The sequence below is a fragment of the Microbulbifer maximicatervae (SeqCode) genome (assembly GCF_052467325.1).
This window is the reverse complement of the sequence record NZ_CP174310.1, coordinates 2,321,595-2,346,723: the sequence shown is the minus strand read 5'-3', so window position 1 is coordinate 2,346,723 and position 25,129 is coordinate 2,321,595. Positions and strand designations below refer to the sequence as shown.

Here is a 25,129-nt window from a genome sequence, read left to right as displayed (position 1 = left end):
CTAGTACCACTTGAGGTAGTCACTGTAATCGTGGCCATCCCAGGGTCAGCCGATTCAGTGGCTGTCGCCACATACCTGCGGCATTGATAGTTGTGTTATCAATGTCCGAGTGTGTTGTGCGGCTGAAATTGGCAAAGTACAAGGAGCAGGGGAAATGGAAGCACAACGGCAAGACCAGTCTGTGACTGGCCAGGCAGAAGACTTTCCTCCTGAGTTAGACGTTGAAAATGATGAGCAGAAATTAGGTTCAACTGAAGCAGGTGTTAGTCGCACGCGGAAATCTGCGGCTAAAAAGAGTTCCGCACCCTCCCAGGCAGAGAAAAGTAGAGTTTGTAGATTGGATGGCGATGGCCATTTGCAGAAAAATCTCGACGCTACTCAACTCTATCTCAATGAAATTGGATTCTCCCCCCTATTGACCGCAGAAGAAGAGGTGTATTACGCGCGCAAGGCTTTGCGTGGAGATGCTGCGGCAAGAAAACGAATGATCGAGAGCAATCTTCGCCTTGTTGTAAAGATTGCTCGCCGCTACGTTAGCCGAGGCTTGGCACTGCTGGACCTTATTGAGGAAGGTAATCTGGGCCTGATTCGAGCAGTTGAGAAGTTTGATCCAGAGAGAGGCTTTCGCTTTTCCACTTACGCTACCTGGTGGATACGTCAGACGATAGAACGGGCCATAATGAATCAGACCCGAACCATCCGCCTGCCCATCCATGTCGTGAAAGAGTTAAATGTATACCTCCGCGCATCTCGAGAGTTGGCGCAGAAGCTGGATCACGAGCCATCTGCGGAAGAAATTGCCACCCTCCTTGAGAAGCCAGTCGAAGATGTCGAGCGTATGCTTGGGCTCAATGAGCGGGTTACTTCTGTAGATACTCCCATTGGCCCCTCTTCTGAGAAGACCTTGGTAGATACCATCCCCGATCAGCAGGAGTCCGACCCAGCAGAGCTTTTACAGGACAGGGACCTTTTTGACAGCATCAACCGTTGGTTGGGAGAGTTACCCGACAAACAGTGTGAAGTGGTCTCTAGGCGGTTTGGTTTGCGCGGTTTTGAAGCGAGCACCCTGGAAGAAGTAGGGCGTGAAATCGGTCTCACCAGGGAGCGCGTCAGGCAGATACAGGTGGATGCACTGAAACGTTTAAGAGAGGTGATGGAGAAGCAGGGGCTCGACGGGCATTCACTATTTGGCAATTTGTAGCCTCTACTCCTTGATAATACCCCACTGCCAGTTTCTGGCTGTGGGGTTTTTTATCATCTCTTCTTGCTGAGCTGAAGTCTTCGGGCTATGAGTTACTTCCTTACCCAGCGTCCCAGGTTGTCCTGGTAGTATTCTCCGGGTGACAAGCGGGCTTCCAACTTTTCAGCGGCGCGTGTTGCCACCTGGGCTATATCAATTTTATTGCGTTCAGCGATTCGAGCGTAAGCAGCCTTTCGTTTGGCATTCACATCTTTGACCAGTTTTTCCAGTTCTGGTGAGCTGGCATCTACGATAGCGATGTATCCGCTATTGGCTTCACCAACCAGGCCCTTACTTTTGGCTTCATTTAGGGAAATTGCCATTGCAGGCAGGGCGATTAATAAGCTCAGTGCCAAAAAGGCTTTCATTAATGTCTTCATATTTGCCTCTTTAGAAAATCCCTTCCTTGTCTTCAAACAGGTTGTCCAGGTCCTTGTCGACCTTGACCCGAATTTCATGCTCAATTTTCACATTCAGGTTTACTGTAATTGGCTCACTGGGAGCCTTTACCGCTACAGTGGGTGTACACCCTGTAGCAACCATAGCGTATAGCAGCCCCATAGGAATCAGTCGGCTGGCTTTCATCTGACACTCCTCACAGTACCTCTTTGGTACCCTTTTACTTTTTGTACCTAGCCCGTGTTACCTGCCTGGTTCAGCAGGTGAGTTGGATGCCGGCAGACCCAAGTATTTTATTGAGTCAACCTTAACCGGTGATGAACCAAGCAGACTTGTACATACCAATAAAGGCTACTTCACTCCTGACCTATTGGTCCAGCTGCTTTTCCAGGGTTTCAGTCAAATCACGACTGGCTTGCAATGAGCGCAGCATGTCTGGGATATTGTTTTCAAGGTTCAGGTTGATCACCAGGTCTCGATCAGAATCGATAGCCTCGCTTCGCCCAACCAGCTTTAGCTGTAGTTGGAGATCTCCGCTGGCTGGATAGTCTATGCTGCCTTCCAGTGTTTGAAACTCATAATCTTCCAATGCATTGGCTATCAACTTGAGTTGGGGGTTGCTTGCCAGCATCTGCGGAGAGAAGGCTCCGTAGTAGCGCAAGCGTCCGCCTGGAGCTTCACCCTGAAGGTGGCCGGCTTCCACAGTGATACCCTCAGGCCCCGTTACAATGGGGATTTCTAAATTAATTAGCCCGCTGGCCTCAAAGTTTTCTGAGTCCGTCTCCTGAGCTAAAGCCTTTAGAGAAATACCTTGCGCATGTACGATGCTTTTTCGAGTCTCTTCAGCGAGATTCCAAATAAGGGCTGATGAAGTAACCTTGCCTTGCAAAAAATCAGCAGAAAAATTATGCAATGTAATATCTTTCTGTTTGTCCAGTTGCAGTGATAACTGGACATTTTTCACTGGTAAGCCCGCGTTAATAGATTCTATCGATAGTGGGTATGGTGTAGGTGTGATCCAGTGCCCATCTTCGTTTTCTACTTTTAGATCTCCACTGATTCCGGTGGCAAAACTATCTTTATAGGTTGCTGCAATATCGTCCAATGAAACATGGATACTATCTTTGGACTGGGAGGGCAAAGACACAGAACCACCGGCAGAAAGTCTGCCCGAGACGATATTAAGGGGAAGGCCCTGGATCGTATCGTTTAGAGAGCGATCCGTACTAAAGGTAACTTCAGGAACGGAAAATTCAACTCCACCTGAGGATTTTGATAAGTCGTAAGAGCCGCTTAAATCAATTTTAATTGCACCTGCTTTAATTTGACTATGACTTGTTAGCTTATTGTGTTGCAGGGATAGCTTGCCTTTGGCTGAAGAGTTAACCTTGTACTTTTCCGGTGTCTCAATCTCTAAATTGTTACTATTAAATTCACTGTCCAGCGCTGTAGCACCATTTTTGATGGTAACAATACTATCAAGAAAATTGAGGTCTCCAGAAAGGGAAAAGTGCTCGGTGTTGATAATTCCAAACTGACTGCTTATTTCTGGGAGAGTACAGATTGTAGGCTCTGTTATTTCGCAGTGCACTGTTGGTATATCTAAGTTTACCCTGTCAGCTGCCAATGTTTTGGTTGCTATTTTTTCTCCAGACACTTTAATGCTCTCTAGCGTGAATTTTTGACCTTTAAGATTGCTTTCAACCTTTGCCTTGGCAGTTGAACTCAAATTAGTAACTGCTAATTCTCTGGATCGCTCATGAAGTTGGGGTACTTTTGTCTTTAGGTCAAAGTTACAGGCACTGGTGTCAGAGAAGTGACATTGTATGTCGCTAGCGGTTAACTGTACTGTCGAGTCCCCATTGGAGCCTTGGATTGTTGCAGTTAGAGATCCTTGTTCGACCTTAATATCTCTTTTGTTGGGATTGGTCAGGTCACCTGTAATGGAGATAAGATCTTTAATGCTTGCCTGAATCTTGCTCTGATGTAATCCGGTAGTAATTAAAGGCGAGTTTTTTCCTGATGTGGGAGCTGAAATATCCAATTGAATAGTTTGGTTTGGTATCAATTCTAATTGAAAGCTATTTACTTCTGGAGAGTTAATATTGTTAAGCGAACTTAGTTGAAGTTTACCCTTAAATGCCACATCTCCATTAACACTATCTATAGGTAGTGTTGGCAAGTGTCTGAGATATAGGGGGGAATTAACTATAGTATTTGCACTTGTTAGATGAAAAGTACCTTCGATATCTAATTCGGGAGATGTCGCCGATGTGCTCGAGCTAAAGTCCGCACTTAATAGCGGGGTATTGGTGTTTTTATCAGTACCTAAAGCTATATCAAGCTCGCCACTCCCCTTGATATGTCGAGGTTTAAATGGAAATAGTGATTCAAGTGTTATTTTTATTGGATTACTTATAGATAATTGGGCTTCTATATTGGAGTTTAGTTGACCGTATGGGATTGTGGCCTTTAGATCATTGCCATTAAGTTGAATGTCAATTTCTCGGTAGCTTGAAATGGATAGCAGATTGTCTGGCAAGCTAATTGCGGTGGTAGCTATAATTTTGCCTGATACTGTCGGCTTAGTTGTGGAGCTAGCTTTAGGTTCAAATATCTCTATCAGTGGGGCTATAGATTCCAGCTCTGATACAAGTTCACTGTTTAAAATCCATGTGTCAGTTTCTAGTTTAGCAATAGTTATATCAGCTTCAGACAGAATCTTTGAGTTGTTAGTTAGTATTCTGGGTTTTAGTTTGATTTCTGACAAACCTAAAAAAGCCTCAAAATATAAATTAAGCTCGCCAAACTGGGGGTGTTTAAGGGGAGTTTCAGCATGAATTTTTGTGCTGTCGCGAGCTATATTTAGTGGGCCGCCAATCAATTGGCCATCGAGTACTATTTGCTTAACGGATATCTTGCCTGGCAAAAAGCGGGTTAGACTTTGGCTTAGGGCACTTAACGATAATGTATTACTTGTCTTGACATTATTTTCCTGGAGCTGCTCGTTGATATGGGCTTTGGTAACGATATCTTCAGCTTCCATGCTCCTGGTTAGCTTTTCTATTGATAGTTCAATTTTTTGGGTGTTATCTCGGTCATAAATAATATGGAAAGGATAGACAATTTTTACTCCCTCGAGGAGGATAATACTATTTACGCTGGACTTTAGGCGAACTTCCTGGATGGAAACTTCTTTAAAACCCAGTCGTAGTCCTGTCAGCTCCTGAATAACTACCTCTCCTGAGAAAATATTGATTAGCTGAGAGGCAACGATATCCTTTTTCCACCAGCTAGCTGCTATGAGGGCAGCTAAAAAACAAGATAGAGTTATGATGGAGATACGGAGTTTACGCACACTGAACCTCGGAATTCCCGCAAGAGATTAGCTCAAACTTAAATCTATTATTCGTTACGAAAGGGCGAAGTAGGAATACTATAATCCCTTACTGCTACCTTATGACGAGTTTACCAGATTGGATAATTATACTGGCTGCAATTTCTCACCATGTTGGTCAGTATCTACTGTGCTGTGGGGCGGGGCAGACAGTAAGTGCTTTATATGGGTAGATAATCGACTACCAATTAATAGTTTTCACCTATTTAGGTGATCTTGCTGATAGTTTTTGGTTTCTCCACCGCTATTGCCGCCATGTCTGTGGAGGCAGACGTGCCAAGAGTGGCTGTGGGCAAGGCTGCAAGGGCAAGTATTAATCAAACTTATCTATGCGTGGCACCAATCGCGCTGGGAAGCTATAGTCCGGTTTTTAACTTGGGTGATAAATAGTATTGGCCCGGGTAACGATATTGTTGGTCCAATTAATCGAATTCATACTGCCCCGGAAGGGCATAGAATGACTGAAGGTGTTTCAATAATGAAAGATAGCCAGCCAAAGACCATTTACCTGAAAGACTATCAAGTACCAGATTACCTGGTGGATGCTACTGATTTACATTTTGAGCTGGAACCCAAGGCAACTTTGGTCAAATCTCGTTTGAATATTCGCAGAAATCCGCAAGCGGGTGCAGGGCTGCCGCCTTTAGTGCTGGATGGTGTCGAGCTGGAATTGCTTTCGGTTTCTTTGGATGGAGTTTTGTTGTCTACATCTGATTATCAGGTTCTACCTGAGGGCCTGTCTATCCCTGTAGAGAAACCAGAATTTCTGCTGGAAATCCGCAATCGGATAAATCCGGAGGAAAACACATCTCTAGAGGGATTATATCTCTCTAATGGTATGTATTGCTCTCAATGTGAAGCTGAAGGATTTAGAAAAATTACTTTCTATCCTGACCGGCCGGATGTTATGTCCAAATTTACCACCACCATCGTCGCGCCGATGGACCACCCAGTACTACTTTCAAATGGCAATGAAGTTGAAAGGGGTAGATATGAAGATGGTCGTCAGTTTGTAACTTGGGAAGATCCATTCGCCAAGCCGGCTTACTTATTTGCGTTGGTAGGCGGGGACTTGGAGCATGTGGAAGATAGCTTCACAACAGCCTCTGGTAGAAAGGTTAAGTTACAGATCTTTACGGAAGCGAAAAATATTGGGAAGTGTGATCATGCTATGCGCTCACTTAAAAATGCGATGCGTTGGGATGAGGAAACTTACGGAAAGGAATATGACCTAGACATCTTTATGATTGTTGCTGTTGATCATTTCAATATGGGGGCTATGGAAAACAAAGGATTGAATATTTTCAATTCGGCCTGTGTGCTCGCTAGCCCAGAAACAGCAACGGATTCAGCTTTTCAGCGGATTGAGTCTATTGTAGGACATGAGTATTTTCACAACTGGTCCGGCAATCGGGTTACTTGCCGGGATTGGTTTCAGTTGAGTCTGAAGGAAGGTTTTACCGTATTTCGTGATGCGGAGTTCTCCGCTGATCTTAATTCCCGAGCGGTTAAGCGTATTGAAGATGTATCCCTTTTGCGTACTACCCAGTTTGCTGAAGATGCCGGCCCTATGGCCCATCCTATCAGGCCAGATTCTTATATAGAAATTTCAAACTTTTACACTCTGACAATTTATGAAAAGGGTGCGGAAGTTGTACGGATGATTCATACACTCTTAGGTGCAGAAGGGTTCCGCAAAGGAAGTGACTTGTACTTTCAGCAGCACGATGGTTGCGCGGTAACCTGTGAAGATTTCGTCAAGGCGATGGAAGATGCTAACAAGGTTGAACTGAAGCAATTCCGCAACTGGTACAGCCAAGCAGGCACGCCGATACTTGATGTGACAGATAGCTTTAATGAAACTGATGGCACTTATAGTCTAACTATTCGCCAGTCTTGCCCTTCATCGCCAGGTCAGGAAGAGAAGTTACCTTTCCACTTACCAATAAGAATTGGATTGCTGGGGGCTGATGGCGCAGAGCTTGTACTCAATGAGCAGGGTGATACTGAAACTGTTTTACAGTTAACAGAAGATGAGCAATCTTTTGAGTTTTCCGGACTTGCGGAGAAGCCTTTACCCTCATTGCTGCGAGGCTTCTCCGCTCCAGTAAAAATAAGGTACAACTATAGTAATGAGCAGCTTCAATTTTTAATGAGCAAGGATAAGGACACGTTTAACCGCTGGGATGCAAGTCAGCGCCTAGCATTAAATGCTTTGTGTGAGCTTCAGGTGGCTTTTCGTAAAGGTGAGGAACTACAGGTACAACCAAGTTTAATCAGTGCTTATAAAGAGGTTTTACAGGATGTTGATCTCGATCTAGCGCTGGTCGCAGAGATCTTGCAATTGCCCAGCGAGCAGTTTATCGCTGAAGAGTCATCATCTATTGATGCGGAAGCAATAATTGTTGCGAGGGAATTTGTAAAGAAGGTAATTGCAGGTGAATTATTTGATGAATTTCGCAAGCGCTATCTAGAATTGAATACCACAAAGCCCTATAGCCCGAATGCGTTAGATATTGCGCAAAGACGACTTAAAAATACCTGTTTATCCTATATCTGCATAACAGAAACTGAGGAGGCGTTAGATATAGCCCAGGTTCAGTTTGAGAGCGCTAGTAATATGACAGATAGTGCGGCGGCTCTCGCTGTTATTATTAATCATGCACCGGAAGACCGAGCCGGGGGGTTGATTGAACAATTTTATGAGCGCTGGAAAACCGATACTCAAGTAGTAGAACTATGGCTGGGTCAGCAGAGTTGTAGTCCCAAGCGCGGTACATTGGAAAATATTCGTGCACTTATGGATCACCCTGCTTTTGAAATGAAAAACCCCAATAAAGTAAGGTCTGTAATAGGTGGTTTTGCTAATCGTAATTTTAAGCAATTCCATAAGAGCGATGGTAGCGGGTTTGAGTTTGTTGCCGATCAGGTTCTGGCCTTGGACAAGCTAAATCCACAAATTTCAGCAAGGCTGGTTATACCGATCACACGTTGGAAAAAATACTCTGGTAGCCTGGGTGAGAAGATGAAAGTTGCCCTGCAAAGGGTTGCTGATTCGGGAGACCTATCTAAGGATTTGTTTGAGGTAGTCAGCAAAAGCTTGATTTAAAATAAATGCCCGCTTGGGGTATGCTGCACATACCCCATTTTCTTATAGAATTTTGTTTTCTTTTTCTTCGCCTAGCTGGACTAAATGTAGCTTGTTTCCATCATTTTTTAGCTCAGTGATTGAGGTGTAATCGGGCCTAAACTGTTGTACTTTTTGGTGGTTCCGGATATGTGCAACAACTGAATTGATGACCATAAAATGGCAGAAGATAAAGGTGTCCTCTGAAAGATTTTCCAAATACCTGATTATTCCATCACGCCAATCTTTTTGTTCTCTGTCACAGGGGTCCCACTCTCCAGTAAGTAATGTTCGTAACCAGGTTAGGCGTTGAGCTTTGGGTATTTCCTCTGGTGTAGGTATTTCCGTCACTGCATTTTCAATTACAACCTCTATATCCCAAACTTCGGCCAAGGGCTTTGCTGTTTGCTGTGCACGGAGTTTGGGGCTGCTTATTAATTGAACTTTCTCGAGAGAGGAAAGTTTTAGGGCTAGCTCTTCTGCCTGCTTGTAACCTTCGTTTGTGAGTATTGGATCGGGGATGTGCTCCCCTTTCGCTGCTTCTCCATGCCTGATTAAAAAAATTCTTGCCATCTATGCCAACCTAAAGATAACCATTCAACCTATCGTCGGGTATATGTTGCCATAAACTGAGAAGCTCTGGTGAGTTAAACGCCCTGGCTGAGGGATGATTGCCAAATCGCTTACTGTGTTTTCCTGAAAACTCTGGCCAATCATTGCCGGGTTTCCCTGTTTCAGCAAAATTCAGCCAAGCTTGTTGCATTGAGGCACTTAATAAATGGGGGTTTTCTTCAGCACCATATAGTGTTTTCAAGGACTGATCGCTATGGGTTCCAAATACATAGCCAAGCTCAACGGCGTGACAGGCCCCTAGTAAAGGCTGTGCAGCGAGAGGTTGTGCAAAGTGATAGTGATAGTTTTCCCCCTGATGACTTTGTAGGTGTCTCAGCCCAGGCAAGGTGAATACCATATCAGTGAGCAAAAGGTTCCAGGCTCGACTCCACTCTGGCCAGGGATTGTCTGTCATTTTTTTTGCTAGTTGATAGTAATGTCTGAGTAGGGGCTTTAACTCGGACTCTGGGATAAGCCATTCGAGATGAGTACATATTTGCCGGTAGTCCATGTTAAAGCTTTCAGGGTTTATCGCGCTGAAGAGATTCCATTCCTCCAAATTGTTCCCTAACAAAAGGGATGTTTGGTGTGTCGGGGAGAGCTTTTTTTCAGGGGAAAAAAGTTCCCTGTCTGCGACAGGTTTAAATGGCAGTTGCCCCCATTTTGCTGTCATAGACGTGTCAGAGAGTATTGCTTTTTGGGTTTTCAGAAGAAGTTTGGTCGGACAATTTTTTAGTGAGATGCCACCAGAGATTTTCTCAAATTGTTGAATGAAAGTCTTACCAACATGGTTAGCGCTTTGCTGGGAGTGAGAGGCTCTTGGGTGCCCACTTTGGACAATTGCACGCCGTATAAGGCCTTTACATTGTGGAGTTTCAAGTAAGGAGGCAATACTCATTGCCCCGGCTGATTCGCCAAAAAGAGTGATATTGTTTGGATCTCCGCCAAATGCTGAGATATTTTTCCGAACCCATTGTAGGGCGGCTATTTGATCTAAAAGCCCTTCATTGCCGGTTGATGGTATATCACTAATATCCTTTAGACGCAGAAATCCCAGTGCGCCTAATCGGTAGTTTATAGTGACAACAATTGTCCGACCGCTAGCTGCCAAGTATTTACCATTGTAAATTTCTTGGCATCCTGATCCCATGTAAAAAGAGCCGCCATGAACCCAAAACATCACTGGCAGCTTTTTTCCTTGCGACATTGCGGGAGAGAATACATTCAAATAGAGGCATTCCTCTCTTTCAGGAAGATTCCCATTTTGATCTCGAACTTCCATTAAGGTGGATGAGTTTTGCGCAGCTGGTGATCCAAAACTATGTGCTTGGAAAGGGTTTTTCCAGCGGTCCAACTCTTGCGGCGGTAACCAACGTAAATTTCCCACAGGAGGGAGGGCGTAGGGGATACCCAAGAATTTATATACGCCAGTTTCCTCATCTGTAGTTCCGATGATTGGCCCGGCAGGCGTATCAACAACAGGTGTAGGTTTTTTGTTTAAGTGCCTGCCAATTTCCGGGTCTGTAGTCATTTGTAACTTCCTAATCTTGCTGAAGTTAGCACGAAAACCGTTTTTCTCCTGCCGCTGCCTAACTCCTCCTTGAAAAGGTTTTGAATTACGTCCATACAAAAGTAGTGCGCGTAAAAACGTACTGGCGTAATTGTTTTTATGGAGGGAAATTAGCAAGGCGATGTATTAGTGAATCTAGTCACGGATGGGCTCAAAGTGGGGTATTTTCCGTCTTTAAGCTCAGGCCATGAACTGTGTATTTAGGAAGTTGCACCGTTTGAAGTTGGTGAGAGCATGATTGCGAAAATCTTTGACAAATCCACGGGCTCTATCGATGAGCGATCACTGGAGGGGCTATCATTGTCCTCTCCTGGTCTAGTCGAAATGCCCGCAGATCCAGAGGATATTGCGTCTTTTGAAAAAGACGGAGTAGACCTTGTAATTGTTTTAAAGTCTGGTCAGGTCATTATCATTTCAGGGTTCTACCTGTTGGATGAAGATGGCGACCATAGTGAGCTGGTGCTAACCGGGGCAGAAGAGCCCCTTATGTTAGCTTCTAATGGAGATTTAATTTCTGCCTTTGCGGCGGCTGGTGGTGCATCGTATCCTGCACCAGCTCCAGCTAGCCCTGGTTTCTCTTGGTGGATTCCTGCATTAATTGCCCTTGGAGTTGTTGTTATTGCTATTGCGGCTAATGATGACGATGACAATGATGGCGATCGCTTCTTTATCCCCGATTCTGATGCAGATGCCGACTCGGACTCTGACAGCGACTCGGATTCTGACTCTGACAGTGACTCGGATTCTGACTCCGACTCTGACAGCGATTCGGATTCTGACTCTGACAGTGACTCGGATTCTGACTCTGACAGTGACTCGGATTCTGACTCTGACAGTGACTCGGATTCCGACTCTGACAGTGATTCAGATTCTGACTCCGACTCTGACAGTGACTCGGATTCCGACTCTGACAGTGACTCGGATTCTGACTCTGACAGTGACTCGGATTCCGACTCTGACAGTGATTCGGATTCTGACTCCGACTCTGACAGCGATTCGGATTCTGACTCTGACAGTGACTCGGATTCTGACTCCGACTCTGACAGTGATTCGGATTCTGACTCTGACAGTGACTCGGATTCCGACTCTGACAGTGACTCGGATTCTGACTCTGACAGTGACTCGGATTCCGACTCTGACAGTGATTCGGATTCTGACTCCGACTCTGACAGCGATTCGGATTCTGACTCTGACAGTGACTCGGATTCTGACTCTGACAGTGACTCGGATTCTGACTCTGACAGTGACTCGGATTCCGACTCTGACAGTGATTCGGATTCTGACTCCGACTCTGACAGCGATTCGGATTCTGACTCTGACAGTGACTCGGATTCTGACTCCGACTCCGACTCCGACTCCGACTCCGACTCCGACTCCGACTCCGACTCCGACTCTGACAGTGATTCGGACTCTGACTCCGACTCTGACAGTGATTCGGATTCTGACTCCGACTCTGACAGTGATTCGGATTCTGACTCCGACTCCGACTCTGACAGTGACTCGGATTCCGACTCCGACTCTGACAGTGATTCGGATTCCGACTCCGACTCTGACAGTGATTCGGATTCTGACTCCGACTCCGACTCCGACTCCGACTCTGACAGTGACTCGGATTCCGACTCCGACTCTGACAGCGACTCGGATTCCGACTCTGACAGTGATTCGGATTCTGACTCCGACTCTGACAGTGACTCGGATTCTGACTCCGACTCTGACAGCGATTCGGATTCTGACTCTGACAGTGACTCAGATTCTGACTCCGACTCTGACAGTGATTCGGATTCTGACTCTGACTCTGACAGTGACTCGGATTCTGACTCCGACTCTGACAGCGACTCGGATTCCGACTCTGACAGTGATTCGGATTCTGACTCCGACTCCGACTCCGACTCCGACTCCGACTCTGACAGTGACTCGGATTCTGACTCCGACTCTGACAGCGATTCGGATTCTGACTCTGACAGTGACTCAGATTCTGACTCCGACTCTGACAGTGATTCGGATTCTGACTCTGACTCTGACAGTGACTCGGATTCTGACTCCGACTCTGACAGCGACTCGGATTCCGACTCTGACAGTGATTCGGATTCTGACTCCGACTCCGACTCCGACTCTGACTCTGACTCTGACAGTGACTCGGATTCTGACTCCGACTCTGACAGTGATTCGGATTCTGACTCCGACTCTGACAGTGACTCGGATTCTGACTCCGACTCTGACAGTGACTCGGATTCTGACTCCGACTCTGACAGTGATTCGGATTCTGACTCCGACTCTGACAGCGATTCGGATTCTGACTCTGACAGTGACTCGGATTCTGACTCCGACTCTGACAGTGACTCGGATTCTGACTCCGACTCTGACAGTGACTCGGATTCTGACTCCGACTCTGACAGTGATTCGGATTCTGACTCCGACTCTGACAGCGATTCGGATTCTGACTCTGACAGTGACTCGGATTCTGACTCCGACTCCGACAGTGATTCGGATTCTGACTCCGACTCTGACAGTGATTCGGATTCTGACTCTGACAGTGACTCGGATTCTGACTCTGACAGTGACTCGGATTCTGACTCCGACTCTGACAGTGATTCAGATTCTGACTCTGACAGTGACTCGGATTCTGACTCCGACTCTGACAGCGATTCGGATTCTGACTCTGACAGCGACTCCGATGCAGATGTTGATATTGACATAAATATCGATATTGACATCGATATTGATATCGACATCGGTACCATCATCATCAATATTGGAACTGGTTCCAATGACGCTGATGCTCTGGATTACGGGCTCTCTTCTACGCCAGAGACTGGAGTAGAAATGGTGGATGATGATTCTGGTACGGAGATGGATTCGCTATCTATCCCAGATTCTGACTCTGACAGTGATTCGGATTCTGACAGTGATTCGGATTCTGACAGTGACTCGGATTCTGACAGTGATTCCGATTCTGACAGTGACTCGGATTCCGACTCCGACTCTGATAGTGATTCGGACTCTGACAGCGATTCGGATTCTGACAGTGACTCGGATTCCGACTCCGACTCTGACAGTGATTCGGACTCTGACAGTGACTCGGATTCCGACTCCGACTCCGACTCTGATTCCGACTCCGACTCTGACAGTGATTCGGATTCTGACAGTGACTCGGATTCCGACTCCGACAGTGATTCGGACTCCGATGCAGATGTTGATATTGATATAAATATCGATATTGATATCGACATCGATATCAACATTGACACCATCATCATCAACATTGGAGCGGATTCTAATGAATCTGATGCTCTGGATTATGGGCCGACCTCTGCGCCTGAGACTGGAGCAGATATGTTGGGCGATGATTCGGACGCTGATGCTGATGCTGATGCTGATGCTGATGCTGATTCGGACGCTGACGCTGACGCTGATTCGGACTCTGATGCCGATGCTGACTCCAGCATTGACATAGATATCAATATCGACATTGACATCTCAATTGATATCGATATTGACACTATCATCATCAATATTGGAACAGATGGTGGCGTCGGATACGAAGGTATCCTGGATATTGGTGCCGCTGCAGAGACGGATATCGATATGCTGGATAGCGGTTCCGACTTGAGTCTTGATGACCTATTAGAATCTGCGAGCAGTGATGCTCAAATATTCGATCCTGTTGGAGATGAGGTCGGCATAGATGCCAGCCAAATTCCTAGTGAGGCAATAGGTGATATTGAGGCGCTGGCGGCAACTGATAATGCAGTAGCGTTTGATGATCCTGTCGGAGATATGTGGCAACAAAATGGCTTGAGTGACACTTAGATCTGAAAGCTAAACATTAACTTAATTACCGGGCCGTAAGGCCCGGTTTTTTTTGGCTAGACTTTTGTAGCCACTCTTCAAACCGAGTCGTTAAAAGAGTGTTTTACCTCCCAGTAATTACTGATAAGTGAATATAGTGGAAGTGTTTAAACAACTATGGAAAATACCATTTGCAGTTTTTTTGGTATTTTGGGCGCTCGTTGTGGACGCCGATATTTTTAGTTCATCTCCCTCTGCTGAAGTAATTAGCCCAAGTAATATGGACATAGAGGCTAATAGCTCATTAAAGAAAATGTCTTTTCGGGAGTATGAGGAAGGAATTAAGCGAATGGAACTCAACATGCTTGAGGTGGTACATCAAGCGGTTGGGTGGCACCCATTGATCGCAGAAGCCATTGGTAATCTCTACCAACAGAGGCAGGGTGTTCGAGCTGCACGGTCTGGCTACTTTCCCCAACTGAGTGCTGGCATTGTAGCGGGGCAGGATTCCGAATATAAAAATGAGGGGGATGGGCATGCGTTCCAAGTGAATATCTCTCAAATGGTTTACGATTTTGGCAAAGTGTCTAGTAATGTTGATTTTGCCAAGGCTGGAGTACAACGATCTCAAGCAGAAGTTCTTCAGTCCATTGATGAGGTTGCAAGGAGGACTGCACGAGCAGCCATTGAAGTGCAGCGTTATCAGTCATTGCTAATAACATCTGATGCGCAAGTGCAAGGCGTATCTGCTATTGCCCAGCTTGTACAAATTCGAAAAGAACGCGGGGTTAGTTCCCGTTCCGATGTTTTACAGGCCCAGTCTAGAGTCGATGCTGCACAAGCATCAAAACAACAAGTAGAGGCTTTGCTGCGTCGATGGCGTAGCACATTGCAAAATCTAACCGGCTTCGAATCTCCATTTCGGGTTGCTATGTATGTTCCTGAGGATGTGGCTCAAGCTTGTGATGTTGTGTCGTTTGATTTGTCGTCAGTGCCTGATGTACTTATTGCTGAGGCATCTCGGGCTGAGGCTGAGGCACAGTTAAAGTCAGCAAAGGCCAATACATGGCCCACACTTACACTCGATGGCAATGTAAATCAGTATTTAGATCAAAACTATGTCGATGCCAATGCGCTTGATGATAATGAAAAAGCTATTTTCTTTAATGTTTCGATGCCTTTATACCAGGGAGGAAAGATATCTGCAGGAAGAGAGGGAGCCAGTTATGCCCTTTCATCGGCCGATGCTGCCAGAGACTCGGCACAGTTATCAGTAACCCAAAAGTATCGTGAAGCACAGGAAGAAGCAGAGGGTTTAATGCGCAGCTTGAGTGCCCTCAGTGCCAGGGAAAGCGCAATAGCTGAAACGAGGGACTTATACAAACAGCAATATGCCACTCTCGGAACGCGGACCCTAATTGACTTGTTAAATTCCGAACAAGAGCTTCACCTTGCTCGCCAGGAAAAAAATAATACAATCTTTGATTTGCATCTTCTTAAAATAGATTGTCTTCACAGCCGTGGCGGTTTGCGGGAAGCTTTCAAGCTTGATGGAACTGAAATTCAGGGTGTGGAGGTGTTGCCTTGAGTGAGAGTCAGATAGAAAATTCTGATGGTGGCAAAAGTTCATCTGTTAATTCAGAAAACACTTCTGCTGACTTCGCTCCCTGGTGTGAAGCAATCATTTCCATTGCAAGGCATTATCGAATTGATTGTTCTTCTGAGAGAGTGCGAATAGCTGGAAACTGGGGAGGCTGTACTTCTACTGAAAGTGTTGTTCGGCAGATGGCTCGGCAGGCTGGGCTTAGCGTAAAATTTTGCCCCTTCAGTGAATCTGTAATCAATTCCTGGCGCATGCCGCTGGTCGCTCAGATGGTGGACGGTCAGTTAGTTGTTATAGACTCCGTCGCTAAAGAAAATCAGTTAAGTGTTATCTACTGTGGAGATCAAGGATTAAAGAGCACGGTCCCTCTGGATGAGTTAAGAAATAGTATTCTAAGCTTGGCAGTATTTCGCCCCAGACGGACGGCAACTGACTCTCGTGTAGATGACTATGTCAAGGCTGGAGATCAGCACTGGTTTCGTAGAATTGTCCTTCGGGATTTAAAGCCTTATTTCCATGTAATGATCGCTACAACAATTGCTAATTCTTTAGCTTTGGCTGGAATTGTTTTCTCGAAACAAGTTTATGACAGGGTGATACCTGCCGAGTCTTTTCCAACTCTTTATGTGCTTTTTAGCGGTGTTGTTGTTGCGATAATTTTTGATTTCATTATGCGAACTATGCGGGTTAGGGTAACAGACTTACTGGGAAAGCGGGCTGATATTCGCATGTCGGACTTGGTCTTTGGCCATGCTATTCGAGTTAAAGATCAAGCAAGACCAAAGTCAACCGGTACATTTATATCGCAAATTCGTGATCTTGAACGAATAAGAGAGCTATTTACGTCTTCCACAGTTTTAGCTCTCGCAGATTTACCCTTCTTTATTCTTTTTCTATTTGTTATGTGGTGGGTTGCTGGGAGTTTGGCACTGATACCACTGGTTGCGGTATTTATGTTGATTATTCCGGGACTACTTCTTCAGCCTAAACTCGCGAAGCTATCAAAGGAATCAATTAAAGAAGGGGCGTTGCGTAATGCGATGTTGATTGAGACAGTTCAAGGGCTGGAAGATATAAAAGCCATGCAGGCAGAACAGCGCTTTCAGGGACAGTGGAACCATTTCAATGCTATTACCGCAGAGTCGAGTCTAAAACTTCGTTATATTGTTGGAGTATTGCTGAGCTGGACTCACAATGTGCAGTCGTCAGTTTTTGCTGTAGTTGTATTGTTCGGGGCGCCAATGGTAATGGCCGGTGATATGACAACAGGAGCACTGGTTGCAGCTTCTATTCTTGGGTCACGGATGATGTCGCCAATGGCAAATATCACTCAGGTATTAAGCCGTTGGCAGCAAGCTCGGTTTGCAATGAAGGGAATTGATCAAATTATGCAGCTACCGGTAGATAACCCGGAAGATGAAAAGAAAGTACAGAAGTCTGCTATTCAGGGAAACTACCATTTTAAGCAGGCGGTCTATTACTATGGTGATGAATCATCTGAGCCTGCTTTAGTTATTCCCGAGTTGAAGATTCAACAAGGGGAAAGAGTTGCCATTTTAGGCCGAAATGGCTCAGGCAAGTCAACTTTATTACATGCCTTGTCAGGGTATATTGAGCCAACCCGTGGTCAATTGCGGTTGGATGATGTAAGTCTGACACATATTGATCCTGCAGACGTTAGGCGAGATGTTTCCCTTCTCAGCCAAAAGACAGGCTTATTTCACGGTACTATCTATGAGAACCTGGTCTTAGGTGCTCCTTATGCCAGTGATGAAGAAATTATTTTTGCATTAGAGATGAGCGGTGCTAAGTCCTTTGTCAGTAAGCTTTCGAAAGGTTTAGGCTGTATGATTCAAGAGGGTGGTTATGGATTGTCTGGAGGGCAAAAACAATCCCTGTTGCTTGCTAGGATTCTACTGCGCCAACCGAATGTACTTTTACTAGATGAACCTACCTCTGCATTGGATGAAGCTACTGAGAAGCAATTTATCCAAGCATTATCAGAGTGGAGTGCCGAGAGGACAGTCGTAATTGCAACTCATAGAACCAGCATTCTCAGCTTTGCAGAGCGAATAATTGTATTGGATAGTGGGCGAGTTGCACTTGATGAGCCAAAAGAAAAAGCACTGTCTATTTTGTCCAGACCAAAAGGTGCAAAAAAGGGTGAAAAAGTTTCCTAGATAATAGATTGGAGTAGGTACGATGTCATTTCCTGGTGATTCTGATTTGATATCAAATCAGCGGCGAGAGCCAAAACGTGTTGCTCTCCTTGATATTGATTCTCAGAATGATGAAAAACAGTATGGGGATGATGTTGATGATGCGTCTTTAGTACGTTCTGGAAGAATAGTTTGGATGTTTTTTCTTTTACTTGCCGCATTAGGTACCTGGTCATATCTTGCCAAGGTTGATGAAGTCTCCTCTGGTAGTGGTAAGGTAGTTCCCACCTCACGTTCTCAGGTTATTCAGTCTCTGGAAGGCGGAATACTTGCAGAGCTAAAAGTTTCTGAGGGCGATATCGTAGAGCAAGGCGAAGTATTGGCCCAGCTAGATCCTACAAAGTTACGTTCAAATGTAGAAGAAATATCGGCTCGTTATAGGGCTGCATTGGCTAGTGTTGCACGCCTGAGTGCAGAGGTGAATAAGACACATTTAAAATTTCCAGAAGAGCTTGCCCAGCATGGTGAGTTAATTGCAAAAGAGAAAAAATTATTCGACACGCGGCAAAGTGGACTGGCTGAATCTTTGAAGGGGTCAAAAGAAACCTTAAAACTGGTCAATAAAGAGTTGTCAATAACGAGCTCATTAGTTGATTCTGGTGCCGCCAGCAGCGTTGATCTTTTACGTTTGCAGAGACAAAAATCAGAACTGGAAACAAAGATCCATGAAATTCAGTCTATGTATATGGTGAAAGCTCGCGAGGAGTTAGCTAACTTTAGTGCTGAAGTTGAGGCGCTCTCTTCCGTAATGGAGGGCCGATCCGATTCACTAACTAGGCTTACCCATAAATCTCCAGTAAGGGGAATCGTTAAAGCAATTGAAGTGACCACAATTGGTGGTGTTATACCTCCGAACGGTAAGATTATGGAGATAGTACCACTTGATGACCAGCTTCTAATTGAAGCTAAAATTTCTCCAAGGGATGTCGCATTTATTCGACCGGGTCAGGCAGCAAAAGTAAAAATAACTGCTTATGATTATGCCATCTATGGAGGTTTGGATGGTGAAGTGACAACTATATCTCCTGATACAATTCAGGATGAACTTGTACCGGGGGAGTATTACTACAAGGTCTTTATTCTTACCAAATCTGACTCTCTGGTTAATAAAATCGGCACTAAATTTCCAATCGTTCCAGGTATGATTGCAACAGTGGATATTAAAACTGGATCAAAAACTATTTTTGACTATTTGATGAAACCAATTAATAAGGCAAATGAAGCTCTTCGGGAGAGATAGTGGTATATTTCTAATGCTTAAAACAAGAATATTTGCTTCTGTGCTTTCTTTTTTTATTGGATTGTTCGGCTGTTCTTCCTTAGTGCAGGCTAATTCACGTCCGGTTACCCTCTCTGCTCAAATAACAATACAGAATACTTCAGGACAGGATGCTATAGGATATATTCAAAGATTATCTATCCCTGTGGAGCATGGTTTGCAGCAGTCCTTAAAGGAGGTCAGGTATGATTACTCTGAGGGGCTTACTTATAGAAAGCATAAGAAGGGTGACTCCAAATACTTGGAATTTACGCTGGATATCCCTGCTGGTGCAACAGTTACCAGAAGAATTGATTTTGATTTAATACTATCGTCTTATAATTATGCTCAGATACCTCGGGGACGTGAGCCCTTTCCCGATAAAAGGTATCTACAGTCGTCGAAGTATATTGAATCTGACTCTTTGCCAATTAAGAAGTTATCTTTAGAGATACAGAATACTTTTATGGATGAAGAGGGCCGTTTGCGAGCAGCTTTCTTGATGCCGCAAGCAATGATTGAATATAAAATTCAACCAACAAAGGGAGCTTTGGCTGGGCTTGAATCGCGCGAGGGGGATTGTACTGAGTATGCTTCACTTTTTGTTGCGCTTGCACGATCAATGGGGTATCCGGCACGGACAACTTCTGAATTTCTATTTACAAAAAGAAAAATTTTTAAACAGCCTAACCATCATGCAGCTGAAGTTTATACTAACGGTCGCTGGATCCCAGTTGATCCTAATTTGGCGCAGGAAGGCCGTTTTGGCTATGGTTTTGGTAAGGGAAAAATCAGTAAAATTACCCTAACTAGAGATTTTACCTGGGTCTGGTCAAATTTATGGCCAAAGAGCTTTAAAGGCAATATAGACAAAACCAAGGTATCTATAGAATGGAGCATAAGGTAGTTTCTTGCGAGGGTGCCTCTTTATAGTCCTGAATGTTTTTTAAGCATGATGTCGAGACATTTCAAAATTATTTAGAGTCTCCTTAAAGCTTTAAAGGGGGCTGGCAGCCTTGGTATAAGTTCTGTTCTCACTCTATTTCAATTGCTTCCCCCATTTTCTGTAGCTTATCCAGCAAGGAGGGAATATTGCCAAAATCAGAATCTCTTCTGGACCCTTTTAAGAGAACAAGGTCAGAATTTTGTAAAAACTCAGCCAGGTAAGTAACCAGAGGTGGAGCTTCAGAGAAGTGAGGGCCGAGTATTTCAGCTGGCAGAACTGCCCGGAGATAATTCATTTCATCCCCATGGGTGACTACCCAGTTAACTTTACTGTCCAGAAGTGGACCAGCCAAGCTTTCATGTAGTTCCTTTGCTTTTTCACCCAGGTGGACGATGCGACCTAAAACGGCTATTTTACGTCCACCTTTATGGGGGGCCGCCTCAGCAAATACTGAGAATGCGTTGAGCATTGAGCTGACGGTTGCATTCCAGCTATCATCTATCAAGCTGATAGATTTATCGTGTATTTTGATATCAGCGCGTTGCAGGCGCCCCTCGTCTAGGCTAATTTCCTGAAGTCGCATCGCTGCTTCATCAAGGTCCCTGTCCAATGCATAAATTGCACAGATTGAAACGATAGCATTGTGTAACATCCCTATACTTGGGGCTGGTACCCGGAGCTCAAGTTCTCGTTTTGGAAACTTCAATTGTACCCAGCTACCACTTTCTTCATTTCGTACTCGAAGAACTTGTACCTCTGCATTTGAACTTTCGCCAAAGATAATGACTCTTTTCGCATGTTTTTTAGCTTTTTCCAGAATGTACTCAAAGCACTTGAGGTGTTCCCCAATAATTGCAATAGATGCCCCTGTTAAACCATCAAAAATACGCGATTTCCATTTTGCAGTATCTTCGACACTTTTTACCAAGTGACTAGTTTGAGACATACCAATTTCTGTAATTAAAGAGATAGTAGGTTTTACTTGTCTAGTTATCGGTCCTCGTTTTACCCAAAGTGCACTTTGTGCAACTTCAATAACTGCAACTTCATGATCTTGATTAAGGCTGGCCATCATGGAGGGAGCCCCTACGCGAGAATTATAGTTTCCAATGCTGGAAAGAATTTTTTCTCTTGGGCCTAACATTTGGGTAATCATTTTCAAAGTTGTGGATTTACCTGCGGTTCCGGTGATAGCTATTACTTCACCGTGAAATCGATCTCTTGCCGCAAGTCCAAGCTCAATGATTACCTTGAGAGGATCATCCACTAAGAGTAAAGGGAAACCATCCGGAAGGCCTGAAACTGGTTTTGCTACAATTGCTCCGGCAATTTTGTGGGCGAATGAGGGTAATTTTTTGTGATAATCCCATAACTTTGTAGGCTGTTTAGAGCTGCGCTCGTGATATGTTCTATCTAATTTGGTATGAGCAACGAATAGTATTGGATCAAGTGATTCTTCGATAAAGCTGCTTCCTGAAATTACACTGCGTACGAACCATCCTTTTGGAGGTGGAGTAATCCACTTTCCCCCAGATAAGGCCTCAAGCTGCTCTGCATCCCAAGTTTGTCCAGGGTGATGCTGAAATACAATTGGAGGAAATTTGGTGTTGTATACGGGAATTTTTGGCCTTGTTGGCAGTGTTTTATTTGCTACGTTGAATTGCGTAATCATCCCCCCAACTAAAACTGGCTTAATCTGTGACTCATTTGAAATCAGCCCAACTAGAAGCTGTAGATGAATAGGCTCAATTTCACTTTTTGCCGGTGCGCGTAATCCATAGAGGTCACGATAGATAATTCCTGGTTGCCATTTTGTGGTGGGTACTTGCCAATCACATGGGTCATGATCCATGGATTTTCCCCAATAAGGCATCGTTGTTTTCTTTATTGGCATAGCGCGGAAATCGAGCCGATAGTCTTCCTCAACTTTTTGATCTGTAGTCCAAAATGATTCGACCCATAAAATTTGTCTTGATTTGATCTCTCTTGGATAGAATCTGACACCTAGTAGTTGTAGAGGGCCACATTGAATAGGTGGAATGCGGGCGTCGATAGGTACAGCTTCAACGTGCCAATTAGATTTTAGCGGGCGAGGTTCATTGATTGTCGTACGGTTATATTGAGTCTTGTATAAATGAGGTAGCTTGCGACTTTTTCGTGGGGGAGGTGATAGTAAAACAGACCCACTGAAATCCTCGTTAATAGCTAGCTTGGTATCTAAATCTGCACACATTTTGGCGAATCGTTCTGTAAGTTCTTTAGCCTTTTCACCGCTCAGTTGTTTACTAAATCCAAAGCCTACTCCTACCGGAGCGAAAGTTATTTTCTCGACACCCCTTTCACTAAGGTGCAATCGAAATATTCCACTGTCTGCAAGGTTTCGGCGAACGGCATCAAATAAGAGGTCTCCGGCATCGTGAATTATTGGCCTGTTTTGATAGACTTCAATACCCTGAAGGTTGTGCGCACTTGTGCCTAGGATGCCGTCAGCTCCAGCATCAACAATGGCATGGCCTATGGCTATTTCATCTTCGCTGGGGGCTGGTTCCCTGTTTTTCCCCCAGTGCACGGCTACCAGCACTACATTTGCTTTTTTTCTCGCTGCTGTAATTCTTGGTAATAATGTGTCATACCACAGACTTGGCATTGTGAGTGGTAGGTGGGCACAGCCGGCTATAGTAGGGCCGGCGGCAAAATGGGGTTGGGTTGCATCGATAGAGAAAATTGCCACGTTTAGTGAACCTGCGGGCCTATAAACTGGTGTGAGGGCCTCTTCTATATTGGCGCCAGACCCACAATGGCCTATACCAGTTGAATCAATCCAATGCCTTTGCTCGAGTAGAGCTTCAGGTCCGTAATCACCGCTGTGATTATTTGCAGTCGTTACTACATCTATACCCGCTTCTATCAGTACTGACAGCATCTCTGGGCGGGCCCGGTAATAGTAAGGTGAAGCTTCCCCTTTTTCAGCACCTTGTTCACCTTCAGTACCTACGACACATTCCAGGTTTATAACACTGATATCTGCATTCTTTAGTGCTGAGATGGTTCCAAGTACCTTTTCAACACCAAATTGTGCTGTCCGATAATGCTGTCTCCGGGATAGATTGACATCGCCGCCCCAAGCTAACACCGGGAGTATATCTTGGGGTTGTAATGGCGGCTGATTTTCACTTTCAAGAGAATATTTCTCGTTTTTTTTAGTCATTTTTTGGGGTTTTAGTAGGAGTTTACGGTAAGCCACAAAGCCCGATAAGTAGTGTTCAACGTCATCGATACGCACTCTGAATGCGTGATGCCTAATAAAATAGCTGCCTACAATTTTGGCTGGATTTTGAAAGAACATTGCAAATTCTGGCCAAAAGTAGCCATTCAGGAGATACATGGCACGCTTATGTAGTGCACGATAGAAGTGTTCTAGATCGACTTGTTCGAGTAGATACTGGTATTCTGGGGACTCCTGTAGCCGACAGACCATTTTTTCAGCAGCCATCATTAGCTCAAGTAGAGTTGGAAATGTAGTAATCCTGTGTTCTACAAAGTCTAAGTGGCTGGAAAAGTTTCGAATACCGAATTGATAGTACTTTTCCTCAGGGCGGTATAGAGTCAGCTCATTTACGCAATAACTCAGCCAATGATCATGGGCTCTCCAATGGTTTGCCTGAATAAAGTATTCAAACGCTTTTTCTACTATGGTTAACCATCGAGAATCTTTACTAAACCCGTAAAGGCGCATTAGGCCAAATGCGGCTTCGCCGTCGTAATAGATGATGCGGTGCTTGTCTTTCACATCCAAGCAGGGATATTCAAGTACATGAAAGAACTGACCGGTTTCGGAGTCCTGCATGAACTCGATACCCGTTGCCAGTTGCTTCATTAGTTCCGCATATTTCTGGGTATCCTCTACTTCGGAGAATTTTACAAGTGCCAATAGGGAAACAGCATTGCCGCCAAGCTTGATTTCCGAGTTTTCCTCCACAAGAAAAGCAGCTTCATCACCAGAGGGGAGGACAGCTGTTTTTATGAGTTCTGTGGTTAGATGGGTTAATGATCGCAATATGGCTTTTTCTAGTTCTTCTTCCCGCGTCACCTCCCATGCCTCAATCATGGCGTAGGTACTACTTGCATGACGGAGGTTGTTGTAGGCCTGGATCTTTTTATCAAAGCAGGCATGCCAGCCGTAGTGGAACCTTCCATTAGGTTTTACTTGTGTGCTCAGATAGCGGCTACCGCTTTCAATTAAATCGGTGACATTTTCAACGTCTAATTCATTGGTAATCCGGCGGCCAGCATTTAGACCTGGTCCATACAGATATACCGGTTCTTGATTCAACTCGCAAAAAATACCCAGCGTTGACAGAATAACAGCCGTGTTATTTTCTGAAAAATCGATCTCTGTTTGAGGTCCAAAACGTTTTTTGGCATAAGCAAGAAAATTATTCTCATTGATAATGACGTGTTTGACCTGATTGCCGCCATAGAGCATGGCATTGGCATTAAGTTCTTGCTCAAGAAATGCGATTTGACAATTTTCATCAAGGGCTAAGCCAAAACGGAAATAGGATCGCTTGGTTTCTGCAAGCACTTCTTCCAGGCCTGCGATGGTCATTATGCTTTTTCTAGTTACCCAGTCGACCCTCAACCAACAGGGCTTCATCTTGTTGGATTTGGTGGCTTTTTGTATGGATGTTGCAAGTTTCTGCCACACATCCTTAAAACTATTTGCAGTCGCGTGCCGGACAATTGCACGTTGTTTAGCATCGCTAACTGAGAAGAAGATGGTGTATGGGGGGCGTAGCCTAGTCAAAGCCTGCTCAACTTGAGCACGCACTTGAACGAGCATGTTGGATAGGGACATGTCGCGACTTATCTCTCTATTAAAAAAGCGTGGCAGTATTTTTTCTGCTGGTCGGCTCGGGTGCTTTTCCTGAACGAGTATAGACGGGGGGGAAGATTCTGCTTTTAGTGG

The 25,129-nt window shown here is 44.8% G+C and carries 13 protein-coding genes and 1 pseudogene; 7 read left to right on the top strand and 7 right to left on the bottom strand.

The genetic code is table 11. The features are described 5' to 3' along the window. Positions 1–154: 154 nt before the first annotated feature. On the top strand, positions 155–1,201 hold the full coding sequence (rpoS, locus tag ACJJIE_RS10560; RefSeq protein ID WP_444894557.1) for an RNA polymerase sigma factor RpoS: 1,047 nt from the start codon (positions 155–157) through the stop codon (positions 1,199–1,201). A gap of 92 nt (positions 1,202–1,293) precedes the next feature. Here rpoS and ACJJIE_RS10555 read toward each other — a convergent pair whose 3' ends face one another. From ACJJIE_RS10555 to ACJJIE_RS10545, 3 genes are all read right to left on the bottom strand, one after another. Next, the gene (locus ACJJIE_RS10555; RefSeq protein WP_444894556.1) at positions 1,294–1,620 is read right to left on the bottom strand and encodes a YdbL family probable chaperone protein; all 327 of its coding nucleotides are present in this window, start codon (positions 1,618–1,620) and stop codon (positions 1,294–1,296) included. Between the two features lie 10 nt (positions 1,621–1,630). Further along, a complete protein-coding gene (locus ACJJIE_RS10550; protein ID WP_282931815.1) occupies positions 1,631–1,825 on the bottom strand; it encodes a YnbE family lipoprotein in 195 nt (64 codons plus the stop codon). 181 nt (positions 1,826–2,006) lie between these two features. Further along, the gene (locus ACJJIE_RS10545; RefSeq protein ID WP_444894555.1) at positions 2,007–4,997 is read right to left on the bottom strand and encodes an intermembrane phospholipid transport protein YdbH family protein; all 2,991 of its coding nucleotides are present in this window, start codon (positions 4,995–4,997) and stop codon (positions 2,007–2,009) included. A gap of 517 nt (positions 4,998–5,514) precedes the next feature. Here ACJJIE_RS10545 and pepN point away from each other — a divergent pair. After that, the gene (gene pepN, locus ACJJIE_RS10540; protein ID WP_444894760.1) at positions 5,515–8,145 is read left to right on the top strand and encodes an aminopeptidase N; all 2,631 of its coding nucleotides are present in this window, start codon (positions 5,515–5,517) and stop codon (positions 8,143–8,145) included. A gap of 42 nt (positions 8,146–8,187) precedes the next feature. Here pepN and ACJJIE_RS10535 read toward each other — a convergent pair whose 3' ends face one another. Further along, positions 8,188–8,736, bottom strand: coding sequence for a histidine phosphatase family protein (locus tag ACJJIE_RS10535; RefSeq protein ID WP_444894554.1), 549 nt, complete (start codon positions 8,734–8,736; stop codon positions 8,188–8,190). 10 nt (positions 8,737–8,746) lie between these two features. Further along, positions 8,747–10,306: a carboxylesterase/lipase family protein gene (locus ACJJIE_RS10530; protein ID WP_444894553.1), complete on the bottom strand. Its 1,560-nt coding sequence runs from the start codon at positions 10,304–10,306 to the stop codon at positions 8,747–8,749. 273 nt (positions 10,307–10,579) lie between these two features. Between ACJJIE_RS10530 and ACJJIE_RS23255 the strand changes: the two are divergent. Continuing rightward, positions 10,580–10,843 (top strand): annotated as a pseudogene (locus ACJJIE_RS23255) (BapA/Bap/LapF family prefix-like domain-containing protein); the annotation flags it as partial. A gap of 366 nt (positions 10,844–11,209) precedes the next feature. Here ACJJIE_RS23255 and ACJJIE_RS23250 read toward each other — a convergent pair. Next, positions 11,210–11,959 carry a DUF2715 domain-containing protein gene (locus ACJJIE_RS23250; protein WP_507021891.1) on the bottom strand — a complete coding sequence of 250 codons (750 nt, stop codon included), beginning with the start codon at positions 11,957–11,959 and terminating at the stop codon, positions 11,210–11,212. A gap of 2,323 nt (positions 11,960–14,282) precedes the next feature. Between ACJJIE_RS23250 and ACJJIE_RS10520 the strand changes: the two genes are divergently transcribed. The 4 genes from ACJJIE_RS10520 to ACJJIE_RS10505 are packed head-to-tail and all read left to right on the top strand — an operon-like array spanning position 14,283 to position 20,121. Further along, positions 14,283–15,722 carry a TolC family outer membrane protein gene (locus ACJJIE_RS10520; protein ID WP_282931822.1) on the top strand — a complete coding sequence of 480 codons (1,440 nt, stop codon included), beginning with the start codon at positions 14,283–14,285 and terminating at the stop codon, positions 15,720–15,722. After that, positions 15,719–17,917: a type I secretion system permease/ATPase gene (locus ACJJIE_RS10515; RefSeq protein ID WP_444894551.1), complete on the top strand. Its 2,199-nt coding sequence runs from the start codon at positions 15,719–15,721 to the stop codon at positions 17,915–17,917. Before ACJJIE_RS10520 ends, ACJJIE_RS10515 begins: the two co-directional genes overlap by 4 nt. 22 nt (positions 17,918–17,939) lie before the next feature. After that, positions 17,940–19,196, top strand: coding sequence for a beta-barrel domain-containing protein (locus tag ACJJIE_RS10510; protein ID WP_444894550.1), 1,257 nt, complete (start codon positions 17,940–17,942; stop codon positions 19,194–19,196). 13 nt (positions 19,197–19,209) lie between these two features. Further along, complete coding sequence (locus ACJJIE_RS10505; RefSeq protein WP_282931825.1) at positions 19,210–20,121, top strand: transglutaminase-like domain-containing protein; 912 nt, start codon at positions 19,210–19,212, stop codon at positions 20,119–20,121. A gap of 127 nt (positions 20,122–20,248) precedes the next feature. On the opposite strand, the gene ACJJIE_RS10500 is transcribed toward ACJJIE_RS10505, so the two are convergent. Beyond that, positions 20,249–25,018 (bottom strand): CapA family protein, encoded by a 4,770-nt coding sequence (locus ACJJIE_RS10500; protein ID WP_282931826.1) that lies wholly within the window; start codon positions 25,016–25,018, stop codon positions 20,249–20,251. Between the last annotated feature and the right edge of the window lie 111 nt (positions 25,019–25,129).

Excerpts from the sequence above, each read along its gene's own strand:
- rpoS (WP_444894557.1), top strand. The coding sequence starts at position 155 with ATGGAAGCACAACGGCAAGACCAGTCTGTGACTGGCCAGGCAGAAGAC.
- ACJJIE_RS10555 (WP_444894556.1), bottom strand. The coding sequence starts at position 1,620 with ATGAAGACATTAATGAAAGCCTTTTTGGCACTGAGCTTATTAATCGCC.
- ACJJIE_RS10550 (WP_282931815.1), bottom strand. The coding sequence starts at position 1,825 with ATGAAAGCCAGCCGACTGATTCCTATGGGGCTGCTATACGCTATGGTT.
- pepN (WP_444894760.1), top strand. The coding sequence starts at position 5,515 with ATGAAAGATAGCCAGCCAAAGACCATTTACCTGAAAGACTATCAAGTA.
- ACJJIE_RS10535 (WP_444894554.1), bottom strand. The coding sequence starts at position 8,736 with ATGGCAAGAATTTTTTTAATCAGGCATGGAGAAGCAGCGAAAGGGGAG.
- ACJJIE_RS10530 (WP_444894553.1), bottom strand. The coding sequence starts at position 10,306 with ATGACTACAGACCCGGAAATTGGCAGGCACTTAAACAAAAAACCTACA.
- ACJJIE_RS10510 (WP_444894550.1), top strand. The coding sequence starts at position 17,940 with ATGTCATTTCCTGGTGATTCTGATTTGATATCAAATCAGCGGCGAGAG.
- ACJJIE_RS10505 (WP_282931825.1), top strand. The coding sequence starts at position 19,210 with ATGCTTAAAACAAGAATATTTGCTTCTGTGCTTTCTTTTTTTATTGGA.
- ACJJIE_RS10500 (WP_282931826.1), bottom strand. The coding sequence starts at position 25,018 with ATGTCCCTATCCAACATGCTCGTTCAAGTGCGTGCTCAAGTTGAGCAG.